This is a genomic window from Corallococcus sp. AB018, assembly GCF_003986945.1.
Taxonomy (GTDB): domain Bacteria; phylum Myxococcota; class Myxococcia; order Myxococcales; family Myxococcaceae; genus Corallococcus; species Corallococcus exiguus.
Window position 1 is genome coordinate 1 of sequence record NZ_RAWR01000194.1, and the last position, 20,630, is coordinate 20,630.

The 20,630-nt window shown below is 67.8% G+C and carries 19 protein-coding genes; 16 read left to right on the forward strand and 3 right to left on the reverse strand.

Features of this window, described 5'->3' with window-relative positions; all coding sequences use genetic code 11:
- Positions 1 to 260: 260 nt before the first annotated feature.
- Positions 261 to 653 (forward strand): cupin domain-containing protein, encoded by a 393-nt coding sequence (locus D7Y11_RS32380; protein WP_120576628.1) that lies wholly within the window; start codon positions 261 to 263, stop codon positions 651 to 653.
- A gap of 11 nt (positions 654 to 664) precedes the next feature.
- On the opposite strand, the gene D7Y11_RS32385 is transcribed toward D7Y11_RS32380, so the two are convergent.
- Positions 665 to 2,452 (reverse strand): FAD-dependent oxidoreductase, encoded by a 1,788-nt coding sequence (locus tag D7Y11_RS32385; RefSeq protein ID WP_126935612.1) that lies wholly within the window; start codon positions 2,450 to 2,452, stop codon positions 665 to 667.
- 454 nt (positions 2,453 to 2,906) lie between these two features.
- On the opposite strand from D7Y11_RS32385, the gene D7Y11_RS32390 reads away from it, so the two are divergent.
- The 11 genes from D7Y11_RS32390 to D7Y11_RS32440 all read left to right on the forward strand — a co-directional run bounded on the left by D7Y11_RS32390 (position 2,907) and on the right by D7Y11_RS32440 (position 15,455).
- On the forward strand, positions 2,907 to 4,619 hold the full coding sequence (locus D7Y11_RS32390) for a chemotaxis protein CheA (RefSeq protein ID WP_199753837.1): 1,713 nt from the start codon (positions 2,907 to 2,909) through the stop codon (positions 4,617 to 4,619).
- Positions 4,620 to 4,647: 28 nt separating this feature from the next.
- Positions 4,648 to 6,339: a methyl-accepting chemotaxis protein gene (locus D7Y11_RS32395; RefSeq protein ID WP_120576631.1), complete on the forward strand. Its 1,692-nt coding sequence runs from the start codon at positions 4,648 to 4,650 to the stop codon at positions 6,337 to 6,339.
- A 15-nt stretch (positions 6,340 to 6,354) separates the two neighbouring features.
- Positions 6,355 to 6,915 carry a chemotaxis protein CheW gene (locus tag D7Y11_RS32400; RefSeq protein WP_120576632.1) on the forward strand — a complete coding sequence of 187 codons (561 nt, stop codon included), beginning with the start codon at positions 6,355 to 6,357 and terminating at the stop codon, positions 6,913 to 6,915.
- A 4-nt stretch (positions 6,916 to 6,919) separates the two neighbouring features.
- The gene (locus D7Y11_RS32405) at positions 6,920 to 7,813 is read left to right on the forward strand and encodes a protein-glutamate O-methyltransferase CheR (protein WP_120576633.1); all 894 of its coding nucleotides are present in this window, start codon (positions 6,920 to 6,922) and stop codon (positions 7,811 to 7,813) included.
- 85 nt (positions 7,814 to 7,898) lie between these two features.
- On the forward strand, positions 7,899 to 8,687 hold the full coding sequence (locus tag D7Y11_RS32410; protein WP_120576661.1) for an SDR family oxidoreductase: 789 nt from the start codon (positions 7,899 to 7,901) through the stop codon (positions 8,685 to 8,687).
- A 14-nt stretch (positions 8,688 to 8,701) separates the two neighbouring features.
- Positions 8,702 to 9,667 (forward strand): LysR family transcriptional regulator, encoded by a 966-nt coding sequence (locus D7Y11_RS32415; protein ID WP_120576634.1) that lies wholly within the window; start codon positions 8,702 to 8,704, stop codon positions 9,665 to 9,667.
- A 309-nt stretch (positions 9,668 to 9,976) separates the two neighbouring features.
- A complete protein-coding gene (locus tag D7Y11_RS32420; protein WP_306466065.1) occupies positions 9,977 to 10,615 on the forward strand; it encodes a DUF6310 domain-containing protein in 639 nt (212 codons plus the stop codon).
- Positions 10,612 to 11,367, forward strand: a complete 756-nt coding sequence (locus D7Y11_RS32425; RefSeq protein WP_120576636.1) for a DUF5953 family protein — start codon at positions 10,612 to 10,614, stop codon at positions 11,365 to 11,367. The genes D7Y11_RS32420 and D7Y11_RS32425 overlap by 4 nt, the downstream gene beginning before the upstream one ends.
- Before the next feature lie 101 nt (positions 11,368 to 11,468).
- Positions 11,469 to 12,335, forward strand: a complete 867-nt coding sequence (locus tag D7Y11_RS32430) for a DUF2381 family protein (protein ID WP_120576637.1) — start codon at positions 11,469 to 11,471, stop codon at positions 12,333 to 12,335.
- Positions 12,332 to 14,140 carry a serine/threonine-protein kinase gene (locus D7Y11_RS32435; protein WP_126935614.1) on the forward strand — a complete coding sequence of 603 codons (1,809 nt, stop codon included), beginning with the start codon at positions 12,332 to 12,334 and terminating at the stop codon, positions 14,138 to 14,140. The genes D7Y11_RS32430 and D7Y11_RS32435 overlap by 4 nt, the downstream gene beginning before the upstream one ends.
- A gap of 160 nt (positions 14,141 to 14,300) precedes the next feature.
- Positions 14,301 to 15,455: a protein kinase gene (locus tag D7Y11_RS32440; protein ID WP_120576639.1), complete on the forward strand. Its 1,155-nt coding sequence runs from the start codon at positions 14,301 to 14,303 to the stop codon at positions 15,453 to 15,455.
- Between the two features lie 216 nt (positions 15,456 to 15,671).
- Here the strand turns inward: D7Y11_RS32440 and D7Y11_RS32445 are convergent, their stop codons facing one another.
- The gene (locus tag D7Y11_RS32445) at positions 15,672 to 16,574 is read right to left on the reverse strand and encodes a CPBP family intramembrane glutamic endopeptidase (protein ID WP_120576640.1); all 903 of its coding nucleotides are present in this window, start codon (positions 16,572 to 16,574) and stop codon (positions 15,672 to 15,674) included.
- Between the two features lie 98 nt (positions 16,575 to 16,672).
- Here D7Y11_RS32445 and D7Y11_RS32450 point away from each other — a divergent pair, with 98 nt between their 5' ends.
- The 4 genes from D7Y11_RS32450 to D7Y11_RS32465 are packed head-to-tail and all read left to right on the forward strand — an operon-like array spanning position 16,673 to position 19,336.
- Positions 16,673 to 17,053, forward strand: a complete 381-nt coding sequence (locus D7Y11_RS32450) for a type II toxin-antitoxin system PemK/MazF family toxin (protein ID WP_120576641.1) — start codon at positions 16,673 to 16,675, stop codon at positions 17,051 to 17,053.
- 32 nt (positions 17,054 to 17,085) lie between these two features.
- Positions 17,086 to 17,664 carry a TetR/AcrR family transcriptional regulator gene (locus D7Y11_RS32455; protein WP_120576642.1) on the forward strand — a complete coding sequence of 193 codons (579 nt, stop codon included), beginning with the start codon at positions 17,086 to 17,088 and terminating at the stop codon, positions 17,662 to 17,664.
- A 2-nt stretch (positions 17,665 to 17,666) separates the two neighbouring features.
- Entirely contained in the window at positions 17,667 to 18,521 is an 855-nt protein-coding gene (locus tag D7Y11_RS32460; RefSeq protein ID WP_120576643.1) for an N-acyl homoserine lactonase family protein, read from the forward strand.
- Between the two features lie 2 nt (positions 18,522 to 18,523).
- Positions 18,524 to 19,336 carry a HEAT repeat domain-containing protein gene (locus D7Y11_RS32465; RefSeq protein WP_120576644.1) on the forward strand — a complete coding sequence of 271 codons (813 nt, stop codon included), beginning with the start codon at positions 18,524 to 18,526 and terminating at the stop codon, positions 19,334 to 19,336.
- Positions 19,337 to 19,360: 24 nt separating this feature from the next.
- On the opposite strand, the gene D7Y11_RS32470 is transcribed toward D7Y11_RS32465, so the two are convergent.
- Positions 19,361 to 20,317, reverse strand: a complete 957-nt coding sequence (locus D7Y11_RS32470) for a hypothetical protein (protein ID WP_120576645.1) — start codon at positions 20,315 to 20,317, stop codon at positions 19,361 to 19,363.
- Positions 20,318 to 20,630: the final 313 nt, after the last annotated feature.

Here is a 20,630-nt window from a genome sequence, read left to right on the forward strand (position 1 = left end):
GTGGGTGGGGGCGCGGGAGGCGGCTCGTGATGCGAGCGGCATCCCTGCGCGATGACCAGACATGCCCACAGGGCAAGGCGCGACGTTGGGCGCATGGCTTGATTCCCTCGGGACCGGATTGCGGCACGAAGGTACGGAGGTGGGGACGGGCGCTACACCCCGTGCTCCGGTCCACCGCCCGCGTCCGCGCCCGAACCCTTTCCACCGGCGCGCGGAGCCCCCAGCTTTCCTGGGACCCATTCACCGGGAGGGATTGCACCATGGGACGCGCCATCATCAAGAAGGCCAACGAGGCGGACGAGCGCCGGCCCTTCGTCTCGCACGGAGAAGCCATCGTCCTGAACATGGGAGCGCTCAGCATTGGCCGTGGCTACTTCGAACCCGGCTGGCGCTGGTCGGAGCACGTGAAACCCATCGCGGGCACGGAGTCCTGCGAAGTCGTCCACACCCTCAGCATCCTGTCCGGGCGGATGCACGTCGTGATGAATGACGGTCAGGAGCTGGACCTGGAGCCGGGCGACGTCGCCTTCATCCCGTCAGGCCATGACGCCTGGGTCGTGGGCGATGAACCCTGCCGCGTCGTCGACTTCACCGGCGCGGAGGACTACGCCAAGGCCAGCAAGGAGGAGCAGGAGCAGCCCGCGCTCCAGTAGTCCGTCGATGCTCAGTCGATGCCCAGCCTCTCCAGCAGCGCGTCCACCACGCTGGAGACGCGGAACTGATCCAACCCGTCATCCACGTCGGTGAGGCCCGTGAGCGCCGCGAACCGGCGCAGCACGTCCGAGGCCTGGACCGCGGTGCGCAGGCCCAGCAGCTCGAACAGGTGCGGGCGTCCGCGTTGATACAGCGCCGCGTCCAGGCGCTTCCATGGCTCCACCCACGCCGGCTCCTCCAGGGGCCAGATGAGCGCGCGGCTGGATTGGGACTGCGTCCGGTCAAGGATGGCATTGACCGCGCGGCGGCCCGCTTCGCACGCTCCTTCCATGGAGGCCAGGTCCGTGTGCGTGCGGACGTAGTCCCCTGCGAGACAGAGATTGGGAATGACGCTCGCGGCCTCCGGACGCACGTTCCAGGAGCCGGGTGGGTGGACGAGCAGGCCGGACGAGTTGCGCGGCGGCAGCCCGCCGCCGTAGTCCAGGTCCGCGTCCAGGTGGAAGGAGTGCAGGAACTCGTCGGTCAGCACCTGCTCGTCCGGGTCCAGCCCGTTGAGCGCCGCCTTGAGCTGTCCCCAGACCTCCGTCTTTATCTCCTCCGGCGTGCAGTCCTTCGCGCGCTTCGGAACGAAGGTGCCGGGCGTGTTCCAATCCGAGACATCGATGGACAGCAGCCCGCCCACCTGCCCATCCCCGAACACGCGCCGGAACAGCCCCAGCTCGCGCCAGAACTGCGGCTGCGAGATGGACGTCAGCGCCCACGGGGAGTCCGGATAGAAGGTGTGGCCGCGGACCAGCGGCACGTCCTCGTAGAGGAAGAACTGGATGCCCACCATCCAGGACACCAGCTGCTCCACGTCCGCCGCGCGCAGCCGCGCCAGCGCCGGGTCCAACGCGGCCAGCTCCGGGGTCATCAGCGCATGCGCCGCCTCCAGCGGCACCGCGAGCACGTAGTGGTCGGCCATGCGGGACTCGCCGTTGGCGAAGCGGACCCCGGCGATGCGCCCGCCCGCGACGTCGAGCCCGGTGCATGGGACGCCCGCGTGGAATTGCACGCCCAGTCCGCGCAGGTGGGCAAGCCAGGGCTCGAGCCACATCTGGCTCGTGGGGCCGCCCATCGTCCGGTCGTTGTTCACCCCGCTCTGGGCGAAGTCGAGGATGAGCTGCATGGAGATGGCGCCAATCGTCCGCGCGGACCCGCGCCGCGGATCCATGGCCACCATCGTGCGCGGCACGGCCCGCAGCTGCCGCTGGAACTTCGGCGAGTACAGGTCCCCCTGCGCGAAGTCCCACCAGGACATCCGCTCGTACTGGCCGAACCGGCGGGCCTCACTGGATGAGAGGAATTGGAGGATCTTGAGGCTGTAGAGGCTGCTGTCGGCCTTGTCGAAGTCCAATTTCTGGAAGAACAGCTCCAGCGCCTCCAGGACGTCATAAGGCTTGTCCAGCTTGCGGCGGGAGAAGCGGTACCACGTGTCCTCGTCGATGAGCGCGATGGCGCTCTCCGTGGTGGCCTTGAGGTGCTGCTCCACGGAGGGCGTGGCCGCGCCGGGGACGGCGGGCGTGCGCTGCATCATGTCGATGACGTGGCGGTAGAAGCGTGGGTAGAAGCGGAAGCCGTGCTCGCCCGGCAGGTCGCGCCGCCCGTTCGTCCCCGTGCCCGCCACCGGCTGCGAGCGGGCCTTGCCGCCCCAGGTCGTCCGCGTGTCGAAGACTTGGACCTCGAAGCCGCGCTCCACCAGCTCGTGCGCGACCGTCAGTCCCGCGACGCCTCCTCCCACCACGATGACGCTGGGCATGAAGCACCTCCGGCTGCTCGGCGTGCGCTCAAGCCAGCGTCGCGTATGCCCCGGGGAGTCCGCATCACCCCGGAGTGCGAGTGAGATGTCTTGGACGAACGTACGAGACGCAGTGTGTTGGATGTGGATGGGATTGAAACAAGTAACTCACGACAGGTGAGATACGCTCTCGTCGTGGAGCCTCGCTCAGCCAACCTGTGACGTCCTGCTCTGTCCCGGGCCTTGTTTTCCCGTGGATTCCAACGCTGCGTGAAATCACTGGTGAGGTTGTTTATTTGTGTTCATTTCGCTACTGTTCAGTTCTTGATTCATTCCTCGCCTGGGGGACGGCCCACCTTCATGGCAATGCCTTGCATCCTGAGGAAGGGGGGCGCGCGTCCGTGTTCTTGAGAATCCCTCCACCCATCCCTCTACGTGTGCCGGTCTCCCTTCGCCCCTGGGGCGGAAGGTGACGATGGGCCCGGGGGACATCCCGTCAGAGACCGCCGCGGAATGGCAGAAGGTGCTGGCCGTCTTCGCGGACGAGGCGGAGGGGCTGGTCTCCTCCATGGAAGAGAACCTCATCGCGCTGGAGGTCTCTCCGGCGGAGGGGCTGCTCCCGGGCATCCTGCGCGGTGCGCACACGCTCAAGGGCGCGGCGGCGTCGCTCGGCTTCCAGGCCGTCACGGACTACACGCACGGCGTCGAGGACCTCCTCCAGGCCCTGCTCGACGGGCGCCTCACGCTGGATGAGACGCGGGTGTCGTTGCTGCTGGGCGCGGTGGATCACCTCCGCGAGCTGTGCCAGGCGTCGCTCGCGGGCGTGGACTCGCTGGGCGCGGTGCACCAGACCCACCTCACCCTGCTGCGCGAGGGCATCGTCGCGGGAGCTCCCACGGAGGCGCTGCCGATTCCCGCTACGCTGCCGCGCCTGCCGGAGGCGCGTGGCACGACGCGGACCCGCGTGCGCATGGACATGGAGCGCCTGGACCGCATCGTCACGCTCACCGCGGAGCTGTCCGTGGCGCGCGGGCGGATGGCGCAGTTCCTGTCGCGCGCGGAGGAGTCCGGGGCCAGCTGGGAGGACGCGCTCAACCAGCAGCGGGAGATGGATCCGCTCTTCGAGGCGCTCCAGGAAGAGGTGATGAAGGTGCGGATGGTCCCGGTGGGGCCTCTGTTCCGTCAGCACCTGCGCACCGTGCGCGACCTGGCCCGCTCCCAGCAGAAGCTGGCCCAGCTGGAGCTGGAGGGCGAGGACGCCACGCTGGACACCGCGGTGCTGGACGCGCTGCGCGACCCGCTGCTCCACCTGCTGCGCAACTCGCTGGACCACGGCATCGAGACGCCGGACGAGCGGCGCGCCGCGGGCAAGGACCCCCGGGGCCGCCTGCGGCTCAAGGCCTACCATGACGCTGGCAGCGTCGTGGTGGAGCTGTCCGACGACGGCCGCGGCATCCAGCGCGAACGGGTGCGCGAGCGCGCGAAGCAGAAGGGGCTGGTGGCGGCGCCCGAGCGGCTGCGCGACGACGAACTGCTGCGCCTCATCTTCGAGCCCGGCTTCTCCACGGCCACCGAGGTGACGGAGCTGTCCGGCCGCGGCGTGGGCATGGACGTGGTGCGCCGGGACATCGAAGCGCTGCGCGGCTCCGTGTCCATCCAGAGCCAGGAGGGGCAGGGCACCACCTTGACGCTGCGGCTGCCGCTCACGCTCGCCGTCATCCAGGGCTTCGCCATGGGCGTGGGAGACCAGGTGTACGTGGTCCCCATCGAGGGCGTGCAGGAGTGCATGGAGGTCCCCGCCAACGAGCGCACCTTGGAGTCGTCCGGTGTGCTGTCCCTGCGAGGCCAGCCGCTGCCGTTCCTGCGGCTGCGCCAGGTGTTCTCCCTGGGCGGGAGCACGCCAGCCCGGGAGAACGTGGTCGTCCTCAGGCATCCGGACGGCGTCATCGGCCTGGCGGTGGATGAGCTCCAGGGCGAGGGCCAGCGGGTCATCCGCCCCCTGGGGCGCCTCTTCCAGGGCATCCCCGGCATCTCCGGCTCCACCATCCTGGGCGACGGCCGGGTGGGGCTGCTGCTGGACACGCCCGCGCTGGTGCGCCGGGCCATCCTCCACGCCTCCGAGGCCGCGCTCAGTCCTCCCTCCCCCCTGGCAACCCCTTCTCCCGCGAACGCCACCCGGGCGCCGTAGCGGTCAGTCTTCTGTTTCTGGAGTCATCATGTTCAACAACCTGAGCATCACGGCGAAGCTGACGCTCGCCTTCAGCGCGATGGTCGCCATCATCATCGCGCTCGTGGTGGTGGTGTACACGACCATCCTCAAGGTCTCCGTCACCGCCGAGGGCGACACCGAAAGCCACAAGGTGCTCATCGCCGTGCGCACCCTGGAGGGTGACATGGCCGACCTGGAGACGGGGCAGCGCGGCTTCCTCATCACTGGCGACGACAAGTTCCTGGAGCCCTACAACATGGCCCGGATGAGCGTGTCGCAGAGCCTGGACAGCATCCGCCAGCTCACCCAGAGCGACCACCGCCAGCAGGAGCGCCAGCAGGAGATCCGCGACCTGTTGCAGCAGTGGATTTCCCAGCACCTGGAGCCCCTCATCGCGCAGCGCCGCGAGGTCAACGCGGGCCGCGGGGAGCTGGCCCAGCTGGTCGCGGTGGAGCAGTCCGCGCGCGGCAAGCAGACCGCGGACCGCATCCGCATGCTGCTCACCAAGCTGGGGGACGACGAGACCGCCCTGCTGGCCGAGCGCACCACCCGCACCGCGGGCATGGTGGTGGACCTCTACGACATGATCATCATGGGCGGCGTCCTGGGCGTGGTGCTCGCGGCCCTGCTGTCCTTCTTCCTCACCCGCAGCATCGTGCAGCCGCTGACGGAGGCCGTGCAGGTGACGTCGCAGGTGACGGCGGGCGACCTCACGGCGAACATCACCACGCGGGGCACGGACGAGACGGGCCGGATGATGGGCAGCATGCGCGACATGATCCACCGGCTGTCGGGCGTCATCAGCGAGGTGCGCGGCGCCGCGGGCTCGCTGTCGTCCGCGTCCCTCCAGGTGGCGTCCGCCGCGCAGGGGCTGTCGCAGGGCACCAGCTCCCAGGCGGCCTCCGTGGAGGAGACCACCGCCAGCCTGGAGCAGCTCAACGTCAGCATCCGCCAGAACTCGGAGAACAGCCGGGAGATGGAGCAGACGGCCCTCAAGGGCGCCCGTGACGCGGAGGAGAGCGGCCGCGCGGTGAAGGAGACCGTGGAGGCGATGAACGCCATCGCGGAGCGCATCGACATCGTGGAGGAGATTGCCTACCAGACGAACCTGCTCGCGCTGAACGCCGCCGTGGAGGCCGCGCGCGCCGGGGAGCACGGCCGGGGCTTCTCCGTCGTCGCCACGGAGGTACGCAAGCTGGCGGAGCGCAGCCAGAAGGCCGCGAAGGAGATTGGCAGCCTGGCCACCTCCAGCGTGAAGGTCGCCGAGCGCAGCGGCCAGCTGCTGTCGGAGCTGGTGCCCGCCATCCGCCGCACGTCGGAGCTGGTGCAGCAGGTGGCCAACGCCTCGCGCGAGCAGTCCATCGGCGTGTCGCAGATGAACCGCGCCATGACGCAGGTGGATCAAGTCACGCAGCGCAACGCGTCCGCCGCGGAGGAGCTGTCCTCCACCGCGGAGGAGATGGCCACCCAGGCGGAGTCGCTGCTGCAGATGATGAACTTCTTCCGGCTGGTGGAGGGCATGAGCTTCAACGCCTCCTCCACGCAGCATCGCCCCATGGCGCCCCGGCTGCCGGCCTCGCCCGTCCGGGGCCTCCAGGCGGCGGCGCAGGGGCCGCTGGCCACGTCCACGAACGGGGCGCTGTCCCGGCTCCAGAACGGCGCGGAAGCGCCGGCCCCCCATGACTTCCAGCGGTTCTAGGAAGGGGCTCGTACCATGAGTCAGTCCACCGAACCGGGCAGCGGCAGGTCCAGCTACCTGAGCTTCATGCTCGCGGGCGAAGAGTACGCCGTGGGCCTCCTGCGGGTGCGGGAGATCATCGAACACCGCCCCGTCACGCGCGTGCCGGGGATGCCCGCGGCCGTGCAGGGCGTCATCAACCTGCGCGGCAGCGTGGTGCCCGTCGTGGACCTGGCGGTGAAGTTCGGGCTGCCGCCCCGGCCCATCACCCGCTGGTCCTGCTTCGTCATCGTGGAGGTGGTGCTCGACGGCCAGCAGACGGTGCTGGGGCTGCTCACGGACACGGTGCGCGAGGTGCTGGAGCTGGGCCCCGCGGACATCGAACCGCCCCCCGCCTTCGGCACGCGCGTGCGGCTGGAGTTCCTCCGGGGCATGGGCCGCCACAACGACACGTTCATCCTGCTGCTGGACCTGGACCGGGTCCTGTCGCTGGAGGAGTTGCTCCGGCTGACGGCCGCCACCGACGAGGCAGCGGCTCCGGCGGCTCCGGCCCTGGCGGCTCCGGCCTCGGCACCGGAAGCATCGGGCAACGGGTGAGGGGATGAGCGAGGACGCGCTCTGGCCGTCCGCGCTGCCTCCGGCGCTGTCGCGCTCGGAGCTGGCGCTGTTCCAGCATCTGGTGGAGACGGAGGCGGGCATCCACCTGTCCGCGGCCAAGAACGCGCTGGTGGCGAACCGGCTGTCGCGGCGGCTGCGGGAGCTGGGGCTGCCGTCCTTCGCCGCCTACCACGCGTACGTCACCGCGCGGGGGAACGAGGCGGAGAAGGTGCGGATGCTCGACAGCCTCTGCACCCACGAGACGTCCTTCTTCCGCGAGCCCCGGCACTTCGACCTGCTGCGTGAGCACGTCTTCCCGGAGTGGGCGGCCCAGGCGGCGCAGGGCCGGCGGCCCCGGAGCATCCGCGTCTGGAGCGCCGGCTGCTCCACGGGCGAGGAGCCGTACTCGCTGGCGATGGAGCTGCTGGAGGCGTTCCCCAAGGGCTCCGGGTGGAGCCTGGAGCTCGTCGCGACGGACCTGTCCACCTGGGCGGTGAAGCGCGCGGAGGAGGGCCTCTGGAGCATGGAGCGGGCCCGGACCATTCCGCAGGTGCTGCTGCGCAAGTACATGCTGAAGGGCGTGCGCACCCAGGAGGGCTTCATGTCGGCGGGCCCGGAGCTGCGCCACTTCATGCGCTTCGCCCGCGCGAACCTGCACGCGCCCGCCACCTGGCCGGTGGGACCGTTCGACATCATCTTCTGCCGCAACGTGCTCATCTACTTCGGCACGGAGGCCCGGACGCGCGTCATCCAGGGGCTGCTGTCGCGGCTGCCGGAGACGGGCTACTTCTTCCTGGGGCACGCGGAGAGCCTGATTGGCATCACCGCGGCGGCGCGCTCCGTGAGCGCCAACGTGTACACGCCGCGCCCGGGACCGCCGTTTCCGTCGCGCGAGTAGGGGAAGGCGCCGCTTTCCATTTGTGGAAAGCAGGTGCCCGCCGCTGCCCGTTGTTGCTGGGGTGGCCGGCGCGCATCCTGGTCCCATGAAACGATTTGATTTCGCGGGCAAGACGGTGCTGGTGACCGGTGCATCCATGGGCATTGGCGCGGAGTTCGCGCGGCGCTTGTCACGGCGGGGGGCCACGGTGGTGCTGGTGGCCAGGAGCGAGGCGAAGCTGGAGGCGCTCGCGGCGGCGCTGGGCAACGCGCATGTCCTCCCCGCGGACCTGACCGCCCCGGGCGCGCCCCAGCGGCTCTTCGAGGCGGTGCGCGCGAAGGGGCTGGAGGTGGACGTCCTGGTGAGCAACGCGGGGTTCGGGCTCCACGGTGGCTTCGACGTGCTGCCCTTGAAGGACCAGCTGGAGCAGATTGCTCTCAACGTCCATGCGCTGGTGGAGTTGACGCACGTCTTCCTGCCCATGCTGGAGCGGCGCCAGGGAGGCGTCATCCACGTGGCCTCGATGGCGGCGTACCAGCCGACGCCGTACATGGCTGTCTATGGGGCGACGAAGGCCTTCGTCCTGTCCTTCAGCGAGGCGCTCTGGGCGGAGTACCGCGAGCGTGGCGTGCGGGTGCTCGCCCTGTCTCCTGGGGCCACGGACACGCCGTTCTTCGAGCGTTCGGGGGAGGGCGCTTCGCCCGGTAGGAAGGCGCGCCCGGAGGACGTGGTGGAGGTCGGCCTGGATGCGTTCATCGCCGGGCGCTCGTCGGTGGTGCATGGCTTTGGCAACCGGCTCGCGGCCTTCGCCAACCGGTTCTTCTCGCGGGAGCTCAGCGCGAAGGTCATCGCGCGGATGACCCGGCCGAAGACGCCCGCGCTGCCGGCGACCTAGAGTGCTTTCCGCTCATGGAAAACAAACTGCCTGACTGGGATGACCTCCACGTCCTGCTCGAAGTGCATCGCGGCGGCAGCTTCCTCGCGGCGGGGCTCAAGCTGGGCCTGTCGACGTCCACGGTCGCGCGCCGCATCGGAGCGCTGGAGAAGGACCTGGGGCGCGCGCTGGTCCACCGCACCTCGCAGGGGGCGTGGCTGGAGAAGGAAGCGCTGGAGCTCATCGCGCTGGCTGAGCGCTTCGAGCAATCCCTGCGCGCGCACCGGCGCGATGGCGGCGGAGGCTCACCCTATGCGGGCAGGATTCGCATCTCCCTTCCGGACGGCTTCCTGACGGGGGCGGCGGAGGCGGCGACTCGCTTCCGGCGGCTGCATCCGGAGACGCTGATTGAAGTGATTTCGGAGCTGCGGTTCGTGGACCTGTCCTCGCGCGAGGCTGACATTGGCGTGCGAGGGGGCCGGTCCTCCTCGCCGGTGCTCGTCGACAAGCCGTTGGGTGAGGTCGTGAGCGGCCTCTACGCGAGCGAGGACTACCTCTCGCGATCCCTCCCCAAGCGCTTCCTGGGCGCTGACGACTACCGCGGGCAGGACTTCGTCGTGGAGGACGAGACGCCTCGCGGGCAGGGCCCCTCGCAGTGGTTGAGCCAGCGGGGCGCTTCCCGTTTCCCCTTCCGCTCCAATTCGATGGAGGCGCGGCTGCACGCGGCGAAGGGCGGCATGGGGCTGGTCATGCTTGGGATTGGCTCGGAGAAGCAGCACCCGGAGTTGAAGCGGGTGCGGCTGGAGACGCCGCTGCCGTCACTGCGCTTCTACCTCACGATGCACAAGGACCTGCGCAAGGTCCCCCGCATCCGTGAGTTCGCGAAGACTTTCGAGTCCGTGTTCGCGGAGTACCTGGTTGCGCAGGCTGATGCGGAAGCCTCGCGCCCGAAGCGCTTGCGTCCCCGGACGCGCAAGCATGCTGTTGGAAAAGGCAGCTGAAACCCTCCATTCTTCTGCGAGGATATGGCCATGCGTTTCCGCGCTAGCATCGCACTCCTCCTCTTTCTTTCGGCGTGCGCCACGTCGACACCGACTCCCGGCACACTCGGACCGCGGAGCCAGAGACTCACCAACCTTGAGCGGGCGGCGAAGCTGCCCTGGGCTGACGATGGGCGGTGCGTGGTCCGCGAAGCGTCACAGCCTTGGCCCGTCCTGATGGAGAGGTGCTATCAGGCCCTCGACCATGACCGGATCGAGTTCCACGACACCACAGGAAGATGCGCGGTCGCCTCCGCTGGCGCTGGTGCCATGGGCGTCGGGCTCTGCGTGCTGGTGGCTCCCGAGATCGTTGTGGGAGTTGTAATCGTCCTGGGTGTGGTGGTGGTCGGCGTCGCCATCAAGGAGGCGCTGGACGCGTATGAGCTGCGGCACGCCTACCCCGAGGAAGCAGGGACCTCACGAGGAACGAAGGTGGCATCCCGGGAAGCTGAAGCGCAACGCAAGCCCAAGCTGAAGCCGGAGCCATCGGGGCAGGACTGGCAGCCACCAGTGCCGCCTGTGCCAGTGGACCGGACAGGACGCGCCAGTTGTGAGCCTGTTCCAGTACCCCACGCGGGCGAGGACGACCCGCATAATGAATGTGCCGACAAGTTCCCACCCAACCGTTATCCCGGAATGGACGTGCTCGTTGGTGGCGTGCGCTTCGATGCGTTGCAAGTCGGCGTGCGCGTGCTGTGGGAGATCAAGACCCATCAATTTGACACGTACAATGCTTATATCCAGGGTCAGGAGATTGAAAAGGAAATTAAACAATTGCGCAAGGAGCGTGCTGCGGCGCGGGCTTGCGGATATGATTTTGTTGTTGGCGTGAGCACCGATGCGCACAGACTCGCGCTGCTCAAGCAGGATCCCACCTTCAAAATCGTCGTAACGAGGTGCAAACGATGACCGCTCAAGGTCCCCTCATTATCAACGTCTATGCGCCTGCACTTGTGGGTAACGACAACCGCACACTCGCTGCCGTCCATGGCTTGGAACGAGCGTTGCCCGGCTTGCGCCTGGAGTGGAGAGTTACCGAGAGGCGACGGCTTGCCGCGTTGCCACAGCGCGATGCGTGGTTGGCTGAGGAGGCCATGCGCGGTGAGTTTCCGATGGTATGTAACAACGATGAGCGTTACCCCGTAATGATCTCCGGGCTGCAACGCTCCGTATATGAGAGTCCAGGCGGACGGCCCCAGCTCCAAATCCATGCGAAGTTGCCTCTAGATGCGGCGGTTATTGCGGCAGCGGCGGATGTGCTTGAATCAGTGGCAAAGGGCGCACGCGCGTTCTGGGGGCAGGCGACGCCGGACGGCGCTTCGGGGGACATCGCGGAGCAAATAGCTCCCACGCTGGAAGGGCCACCGTCCCCTCCCCGGGGCCTGCCGGCCCTCAAGCTCTTCGAGCATCTCCGCTCACCCGAGATTCCCTATTACCTCGGGTGGCTGAACTACTGGTCGGCTGCTGCCGCGGAGGCCATCGGGTTCCCGGACCCAACCCGTGACGCCGAACTGCTCACACGGGCGCGGCGCACGGCGTCTGGTGGGTGGGTCGTACAGCTCACGGATACGCCGCTCGACCTGGACGACCCCGCCCACCTGGACGCGCTCAAGCGCGCCTACGAACGCTTTCCGGAGATCGGCGGACGCGCAGCGACTTGACCTCGCTCAAGGGGCCTGGGACGTGGCTCCGGTTGTAGGAAAGAGACCCGCTGTGCGGGCATCCGCGATGGTAGCCTTCCCATCTGGGAGGTCATGCACCATTGCTCCAACCGTTCAGATTGGCCCTGGCGCTCACGCTTGTCACGGGAGCTGTTGCGTGGGCTGAGCAGGCACCGGGTGCGCGCGTCAGGCGGGAACGACCCGTCACCGTCGCCAGCACGCCCACCGGACCGCTGCCCGTCGTCCACGTCGCGGGGGACACGCCGACCGTGTTCCTGTTCTCCTCACCGATCCAGCGCAAGACCCTGACCTTCGATGAGTCCCGGATCCGCGTCCTGGATGCGGGCGAGCGGTCGATCATCGTTCAGCCCGTGGCCAATCTCGGCGACGGTGAGCGACAGGAGATCGGGGTCTTCTTCGCGGACGGCCACCAGCCGACGCGGGCCGCCTTCGTGCTCGTGACCGATCCGGCCGATGTGGACTCACGGATCGACGTGCAACGCCCGGAGCCGCCGAACACGGCCTGCCAGCCCACGGCCCAAGCCCCGGCGCCGAAGCCGGAAGACTTCGTGCTGCTCGGCTACGTGGACGCGAAGGGCGTCACGACGTCCAGCCGCAAAGGCAAGTTCGATGCTGTGCAGGGGCTAAACTGGGACTCGATCGTAGCCTTTCGAGGCACGGGTTGGATTCTGGCGGCCGTGACGATTGTGAACGGCCCTGACCGCCCGGCCTGGACACCCCGAGAGGCGACATTCGTGGGGCGAGCCGGCATACCCCTGCGCGCGCGGCTCGTAGCGGAGAAGCCGGGGGCAATCCTTCCGGGAGAGGCAGAGCGTGTGCTTGCCGTCGTGGACGTGGCAGAGACGCAAGCGGACCTCGTCTTCACCCTGGAGGTGCGCGGAGATGGGGGGCATCTCACGATTCCAGGCGTGCGCTTCCCGAAACCCGCAGCGGAGGACGCCCAATGAGCGCGACACTGCTCCATGTTCCACCCGGCTCACTCATCGATGGGTGGCAGGTGGCCAAGGCACTTGGCGACGGAGGCTTCGCGTTCGTCTTCCTTGGCGAAAAGAACGGCAGGCACCGTGCCATCAAGATGGCCCAGCACCGGGAGTCCAGCGGCGACTTCAAGCAGACCCACGCCCGGACGCTGCGGGAGTTGACGGCACTGCTCATGCTGGACCATCCGAACATCGTCCGGCCGCAGGGACATGGCCTCGCGGAGAGCGGGAACCTCTACCTCGCGCTCGACTACGTGGACGGTTGGACGCTCGCGGAGTGGGCAGAGCGCAAGCACCCGACCGTTCGTGAAATCCTCGGAGTCTTCGAGAAGATCTCCGGTGCGCTGTCTTACATGCACGGCCGGGGCATCCTGCATCGGGACCTGAAGCTGTCCAACGTGCTCATCCGCAAGAGCGACGGCGAGCCCGTCATCATCGACTTCAGCTGCGCGACCTACACCCTCGCCGAAGACCTGACGGACGGAGGCTTGCCTCCAGGCACGGACCGCTATCGCGCCCCCGAGCAGTTCAAGTTCCTGCGCGAGCACAAGGACGAGCACCGGGTTCGCTACGCCTTCCAGGTCGCCGACGAAATCTTCGCGGTCGGAGTCATGCTTCATGAACTGCTGACCGACCCGCGACCGACGGAGTTTCGTCCGCGTTTCGACTTGAACAGCCTTGCTCTCCCACCGCCGCCACCCCGCCTGGTGAATGCGCGGGTTCCAGCGGAGTTGAGCGATCTCGTGGAGAGCGTCCTGGCCCGAGACCCCAAGAAGCGTCCGGTTGATACCGAGGCGCTGCGTCGCGAGCTGGCGGATCTCCGCGCCGCGCGCTCCGCTGAGTATGACGTGCCGGCCCATCCACCCGCTGAACAGCGTCACGGAGGGCCGGTGCCCACGGCATTGGCGATGCCCTCCACGCCGCAATCCCTCAAACGGCATGTGGCCATGCTGGAGCGACCGCGCCGAACGGGAAGGTGGCTCGCAGGCATCGCTTGTATCGTCGCGCTCGTCATGGCCTCGGTCCTCTGGCGCTCTTCAAGGAGCGTCCCCGGCGGGCCTGCCGGATCGCGCGTCACCGCAGCCCCACGCCCTCCTCCCGCCACCACCCATTCCGCGCCGCCTACGACAACACCTCCTGCTATGACACCTGCTGGCCTTTCGTCCGTGACAGTCCCGGGGCCCGCAGTCGCCGCTGCCCCGAAGGAAGGATCCGCCTTGAAGACCCCAGCACCCGAAGCCTCATCCCCAGGACGTGCGCCCCGCATGCCGAAGAAGTCTGTTGCCGCCGTGGAGTGCGCATCGTTGTCGCTCGTCGCGGCGCTGGCGGCGGGTTGTCCGGGAGCTCAGATCAGGCCCGAGGCGTTCACCTGTCCGGATGGGGCGTATGAAACCATGCGGGAGCAGCTTCACTGGAGGGGCGCAGACCAGTTCAGCCTCCAACTCGACGAGCGCCAGGCACCGTGGGGACTCGTGTGGTTCACCGCTGGCGCGGAGGTGGTGGGGATTGTCCCGAAAGGCATCAACATCGACCGGCAGAAGGCGGTCGCCCCTGTGGGGACACGCTTCTACGGCAAGGCGTACTACCTCTCTGACAAGATGGGGCGTGCGGATGGAGAGACACTCGTCATCCGGTATGACCGGGTGAAGCTGCCGGGACAGGAGGAGTACCCCATCTGCTTCGTGGTTGAGACCACGGCCGAAGAGTTCAAGGACGGCAGGGTGAAGGCGTCAAATCGGGGTGGCGGGTTCGTTGTGGACCGCTGGCCCTGAGTAGCCCCGGGACGACGTGGTAGGTAGGTGCTTGATTTCGCGCCCCTCCTCCTCGAGCCCGACACGCACGCCCAGGGTCGTTCCGTTTCTTCCCATCCCACGGGTACCGTCGCCCGCGACGCGCGGAGCAGGGATTCCTGCGCGAAGAGGAGGAAGACACATGTCGGAAAGGGAGTTCAGGCTTCCACGCGGGGCGATTCTCTTCACGAGGGACGGCGTCCAGTATGAGTTCCGCGAAGACCTGGGAGTGGTCCACCACGAGTTGAGTCTCCTGCTGGCCCGGCGCCGCACTCCAGAGGGCATCATCCGAGGCAAGGTGCTTCTCAAGGCGGTGGGCGTTCCGAAGTTGATGGAGATGCCCCGCGTCAAGCGGGCGCGGGCGAAGCTGGAGGAGCAGGTGCGTCTCGCGACGTACCTCGACCATCCGGGCATCCTCCGTGTCCAAGGGCTGCACAAGGCGGAGGGGTGCTGGTACGTCATCACCGAGCATCCGTCGGGACACACCATCAACACCCTGTTGACGCTCTCCGGGGAGTGCGGTCGCCGGTTCTCTCCTCTCTTCACCCTCCATGTCGGGGCGCGCGTCGCCGAGGCCCTGGAGCATGCCCACGAGGCGAAGGACGCGCAGGGGCGCTCCCTCCGCATCGTCCACCGGGCGCTCGACGTTGAGCACATCTTCGTCGATTGGAACGGCGACGTGCAGGTCTCCGACTTCGGACTCGCCCGTTCGGACCTGCCCGGCCGCGTTTCGTCCACGGTGCGCCAGCCTCAGGGGGATGCGTTCTACTCCTCCCCGGAGATGCTCCTGACCGGGCGTGTGGATGCGCGTTCGGACCTCTTCGCGCTCGGCAATGTCCTGCTCGAATTGGCGACAGGGAAGAACATCCTCGATGCCCCGGACGTCTTGACCGAAGAGGTGAAGGACTCGCTTTCGGTCAGGCAGCGCATGCGGGCCCGCCGTGCCGTCAGGAGGGCTCGGCTCGCTGGGAGCCCTGCCGGCGTGGAGGACGCGATCTGGCGCGCGGCGACCTACACGCAAGCGGACCTGGAGGCGTTGACAGAGCCGCTTCCGCAGGGGCTGGGCCTGGCACTGCGCAAGCTCCTCCAGCCCCGCCCGGGAGCCCGCTACCAGACAGCGCGGGAACTGGCGGCGGACCTGCGCCGGTGGCTCGGAGAGGGAGATGCCTACGGCCGGAAGGAAGCGGTGGCTGAACTGCACGAGATGGTGAAGCGATCCCACGAGGCGATGGTCGAACTGGGCATGCGGCGCCCCCGTGGCCTCCAGGCTTCCCAGGACGAAGTCAGCACGAACTAGCTGCTGCCCCTGCGGTTGGCGGACACTCCGCGGATGGACGAGACATCGGTGTACAAGCAGGCGCGTGCCATCGCGGATGAAGTGCTGCACGACCTTCCGCACGTGGGCGTCAATGTGGACAGGTGGGGCTGCCAGACCTGGTGGAGCGGGTGAAGGGGCGCTTCCCCCGACTCCAGACCGTCACTGTCACAGGCGAGCGTGGCTTCGAGGAGACCGTCACATTGGAGGCGTGAGCACCGGAGCCTCGTTGGGGCGGGGCAGTGCCTCCGGCTCCGGCGCGGCGGAGCCCTTCCAGCGCGTCAGGGCAATGATTGCCACGCTCAGGACGACGACGCAGAAGATGGACGCTTCCAGACCATAGGCGCCGCCCGTGAGCCACTCCGGGCGGCCCTCGAAGACGGGCGTCCACCAACCGCGGGCTTCCTTGCCGCTCACTCCGAAGCCCATCGTGCCCAGGAACCAGTTCCAACCCATGTGCACGCCGACCGGCAGCGCCAGGTGCCGCGTGCGCAGGTAGCACAGGCCCAGCATCCAGCCCGCGAGGAAGGTGGTGACCATCGCCACGACGCGCGTGGGGACCTCCATCTCCGTGTTGAAGGGGTGCGCCAGACAGAAGATGAGCGAGATGACCACCTGCGCCCAGCGCGTGCCCAGCCCCCGGATGGCGCGCTGGAAGAGGTAGCCGTGGAACAGCGCCTCCTCGAAGAGACCGACGCCCAGCATCAGCCAGGCCGCCTTCACGATTGCGGTCACCGGCGTGTTCGCGGCGCGCTCCAGGTGGTAGCCACCGGCCACCCAACCGAGCAGGGCCACGAACCCCACCAGGACCATTCCGGCCAGAGCCCCCACGCCGAAGTCACGGCCCGCGCGCCGGTCCAGCGACATGCCGAGCGACGACAGGGTCAGGGGCTGCTTTTCGAGATACAGGAAGTCCAGGCTCACGAGCAGCACGCCCAGGAAGCCGAAGAAGGAGTGCGGCACGAACGGCTTCACGACGGCGGGCAGCAGCGTCCAGACCCACATCAGAATGCCCGCGAGGATGGCGGCCGTCACGACGAAGCCCAGGCCCTTCCACCCGTTGCGCAAGTGCCCTTCGCCATCCCGGAACACGGCCTTCATGATGAACCTCGCAGCGTGGTTGCACGCCCTGCCTACAACCAACGCGCGGCCCTGGGAAGGATTGCCCTGGTTCGACACGGCGTGGCACAACCCGGCGCATGAGCACGGGCCCGAAGACGATCCGCCGGGGCGACCTGTACTGGTGCGAGCCGGATGAGGCACGGGGCTCCGTGCCGCCCATCGCCCACCCGTACCTCGTCATCCAAGATGACGTCTTCAACCGCTCCCGCATCCACACCGTCATCGTCTGCGCGCTCACCTCCAACCTGAAGAAGGCGAGCGAGCCCGGCAACGTGCTGCTCGAAGCGGGGGAGGGCCACCTGGCGAAGCAGAGCGTCGTGGTCGTGTCGCAGGTGTCGTCAGTGGAGAAGTCGCGGCTCGGCGAGCGCATTGGCGCGCTCTCCGACGCGCGGGTCGAACAGGTCCTCGCGGGCCTGCGCTTCCAGCAGGCGTCCTTCTTCCGCGACCCTGGTATTTGACCTGTAGGTACAAAACGCCATAGAAGGCCTCCATGGCACGTCCCCGGAAGTTCCAGCCGGAAGCCGTCGTGGAGAAGGCGATGGAGGTCTTCTGGGAGAAGGGCTACGCGGCGGCGACGCCGCAGGAGCTGGGCGAGCGGATGGGGTTGGGGCGGGGCAGCCTCTACAACACGTTCGAGAGCAAGCACGGCCTCTTCGAGCACGCGCTGCGACACTACCTGGACCATGAGGCGGTGAAGCTGCTCGCGCTCCTCCAGCGGCCCGGGCCGGTGAAGCAGCGGCTGCGGGCGTTGATGCTCGCCATCATCGAGATGGACCTGGCGGACCCGGAGCGCCGGGGCTGCATGGCCATCAACACCGCCATCGAGCTGGCCGGTCGGGATGCATCCGTGACGAAGCTGGCGGCGCGCATGTTCGACCAGACGGAGGCCGCGTTCCTGGCCGTCCTCCAGGAAGGGCAGCGCACGGGAGAGCTGGCTGCCAACCAGGATGCGGAAGCGCTGGCGGCCCTCCTGCTCAACACGCTCACCGGCTTGCGAGTCCTCGGAAAGACGGCCGAGGACGCCACGCGGTTGGAGCGGATTGTCGACACCGTCCTGAAGGCCTTGTGAACATGCCTCGAAATCCCTCCACCCCACTCGCCGTGCTCCTGTTGGGGCTGCTCACGGGCGCGTGCGTGCGTGCGACGGCGCCAGACGCGTCGCCGGTTCCCGCGATCCGTCTCTACGCGTTGGACTGCGGCCACATCGACGTGAAGGACATGGGGTTCTTCGCGGACGGAAGTCCTCCGGGAGGCAAGCCCGGTGAGCTGATCGTCCCGTGCTTCGTCATCCAGCATCCGCGGGGCACGCTCGTCTGGGACACGGGATTGAGCGACGGGCTTCTGGTTGGAGTGGAAGACCCGGTGGGCAATCGCTTGCGGCTGGAGACCTCCCTGGCCGCGCAGCTCCAGAAGCTGGGGCTCACGCCCGCGGACGTGAGCTACGTGGGATTCTCCCACCTGCATGCGGACCACGCGGGCAATGCCAATGCATTCCCCTCGTCGACGTGGCTCCTCCAACGGCGCGAGCTGGAGTGGGCGACCCGGACGCCGGCCCCTCCGGGCGTGGACCCCAGCCGCTTCTCCGCCTGGCGCGAGGCCCGGGTCCAGCTGCTGGACGGCGAACTGGATGTGTTTGGCGACGGCACCGTGAGAATCATTCCCACCCCGGGCCATACGCCCGGACACCAATCGCTGGTGCTGCGGCTGCGGCAGGCGGGGACGTATGTGTTGTCTGGAGACCTCTGTCACACGCGTGAGAACTGGGAGCATCACGGTGTGCCGGCCTTCAATGACAATCGCGAGGACACCCTGGCGTCCCTCGCCCGGGTCGAGGCCCTGGTGAAGGACTCGCACGGAGCCTTCGTCGTGGAGCACGCCCCCGAGGACTTCAAAGCCCTGCCCGCGTTCCCGGCTGCCCTGGAGTGAGCGTGTCACACGAACCAGACAACGATGACCGGGCGGTGGAGACGCTGGTGGCCAGGGCGCTGCGGGGCGTGCCGGAGAGCTCCGAGGCCTGGGAGGCCATCTACGCCCTGCACCGCAGGGGAGGGGACGCCGTCTTTGACGCCGCCAGCGCGCTGCTGCGCTCGCGCCTCCCCCGGGAGCGCGCCCGGGGCGCCGACATCCTGGCGCAGCTTGAGCAGCCTTCCGACGTGCGGTCGAGCGCCGCGGACCGGATGCTGCCGCTGCTCCTCGAGGAACAGGACGCGCAGGTCCTGCCATCGCTCATCGCGGGCCTGGGACACCTGGGCGACGCGCGGGTTCCGCCAGCGATTGCACCCTTTCGGGATCATCCCTCCGCCCAGGTCCGGGGCGCGGTGCTGCTGAGCCTCCTGAAGTCGTCCGGTGAGGAGCCGCTGTCCGTGCTCCTGCCGTTCCTGGATGATCCGGACGAGGGCGTCCGGGGGCTGGCGATGGCCCACCTCCGGACCTTGCCCCCGGAGGTCGATACGCCAGTGCTCCGGGATTCACTCGTGCGCCGCATGGACGACGGGAGTCCGGTCCTCCGGGCCGACGCCGTGCTCCTGCTCGCGCAGCGCAAGGATCCGCGAACGCTGGAGTCGCTGCGCAAGGCCCTCCGCCGCTCGCGTGTCCGACAGGAGTTCGTGGAAGCCGCCGGAGCGTTGGGAGACCCGGCGTTGCTCCCAGCGCTGCGCGCGTTGGAGGGACAGCGCCAGGACGACCGGCCGTTCAAGCGGGCCCTGGCGCAGGCCATCAAGTTGCTGGAGGCGGTAGGCTGAGGCTCCTCACCGCCCTATCCAGGGTCAGGGAGGGTTGTCGCAGCCGATCCAGGAGCAGCTGCTCCTGAACGCATACGAGAAGTGATACCCGTCGCCCGCCGCGTCCAGGACATCCCACCGGTGCGTGCGGAGGTAGTATTCCTGCGTGCCGCAGGCCTGCCAGACAGGACAAGGATAGTAGGTGCCGCTCAATTGCCGGAACGACCACTCTTCTCCGGCGAACGTGGCCCAGGCCCCCTTCACGGCATTGTCATAGGAGACCTGCATCCTCATGCTTCCCCTGTAGGGGGCGAGCCGGGTGAAGGACGATTTGGAATTGGCGGATGCCCAGGTGTCGCCTGTGATGTTGGGCAGGCAATTGAAGAAGTCCCCGGCCTTGAAGCAGTACTGGTCCCTGAAGACGACGCCGTCGCCGCTCCCCAGGGATTGGGTGACGGACGCGAGGCCGTCCCCCCGCTGCGCACCGCGATCCAAGGCGAAGGCCCCTGAGGACTTCAGGTTGGGATCCGCCTCGTCCCTCGCGAGAACGTGGGCGTCATCAGGAGGCGTCACGAGGCGCTCGGCCTTGACCAGGGCTTCTGGCGGCGTGGCGCCGCCCGTCAACTGCCGATAGAGTTCGACGGCTGAGTGATCGGCAATCCCTGATTCACCCAGGATGCGTCCGTCTCCCGCGGGTCCGCGCTCCGCGAGGAGGATGCCGCCGGGCTGCAAATCATAGAACTCAACGTAATGGTTCGGTGACGTCTCGACCCGCGTAATCAAGTGATTGAGCTCGTCGAGCTTCGGACGCAGTCGCTGCGCGGCGTCCAGGGCAGCCGCGGGATCCGACTCATAGAGTTGATCGATCTGCTGGAGGGACCGTTGCGCTTCGGTGAGTGATGAGGGGTTGAGCTCGACTGGCGCTGGATCTTCATTGCATCCGGGGAATGCCATGGCGGCTATCAGCGGAACACTCAACCGAAGTGGGCGCTTGCTCTTCATGATGTGTCCTCCAAGACGCTGACTGAGGTGCGCAATCACAATCGTTCAGCCTGAAGGATTTCGTCAATTGCGGCTGGCGCCTGGAAGTCTGGTTTTTGGACGACTGTTCGGTGGTGGACGTTTCGGTTGCCATCACCGTCAAACCTTACAGTGGGGCGCTGTTGAGCCGAGCTCCAGGACTGGGGTCTGAGCCATCCCCTCATATGAAACCGAGCGCTTCTTTGAAGACAGGGTGCTGATGGAGGAGTTCGGCGAAGCGCTCGACAAGCGGAAGCAGTCGCTCCTCCTTCATCATGGGAATGGCTTGGTAATA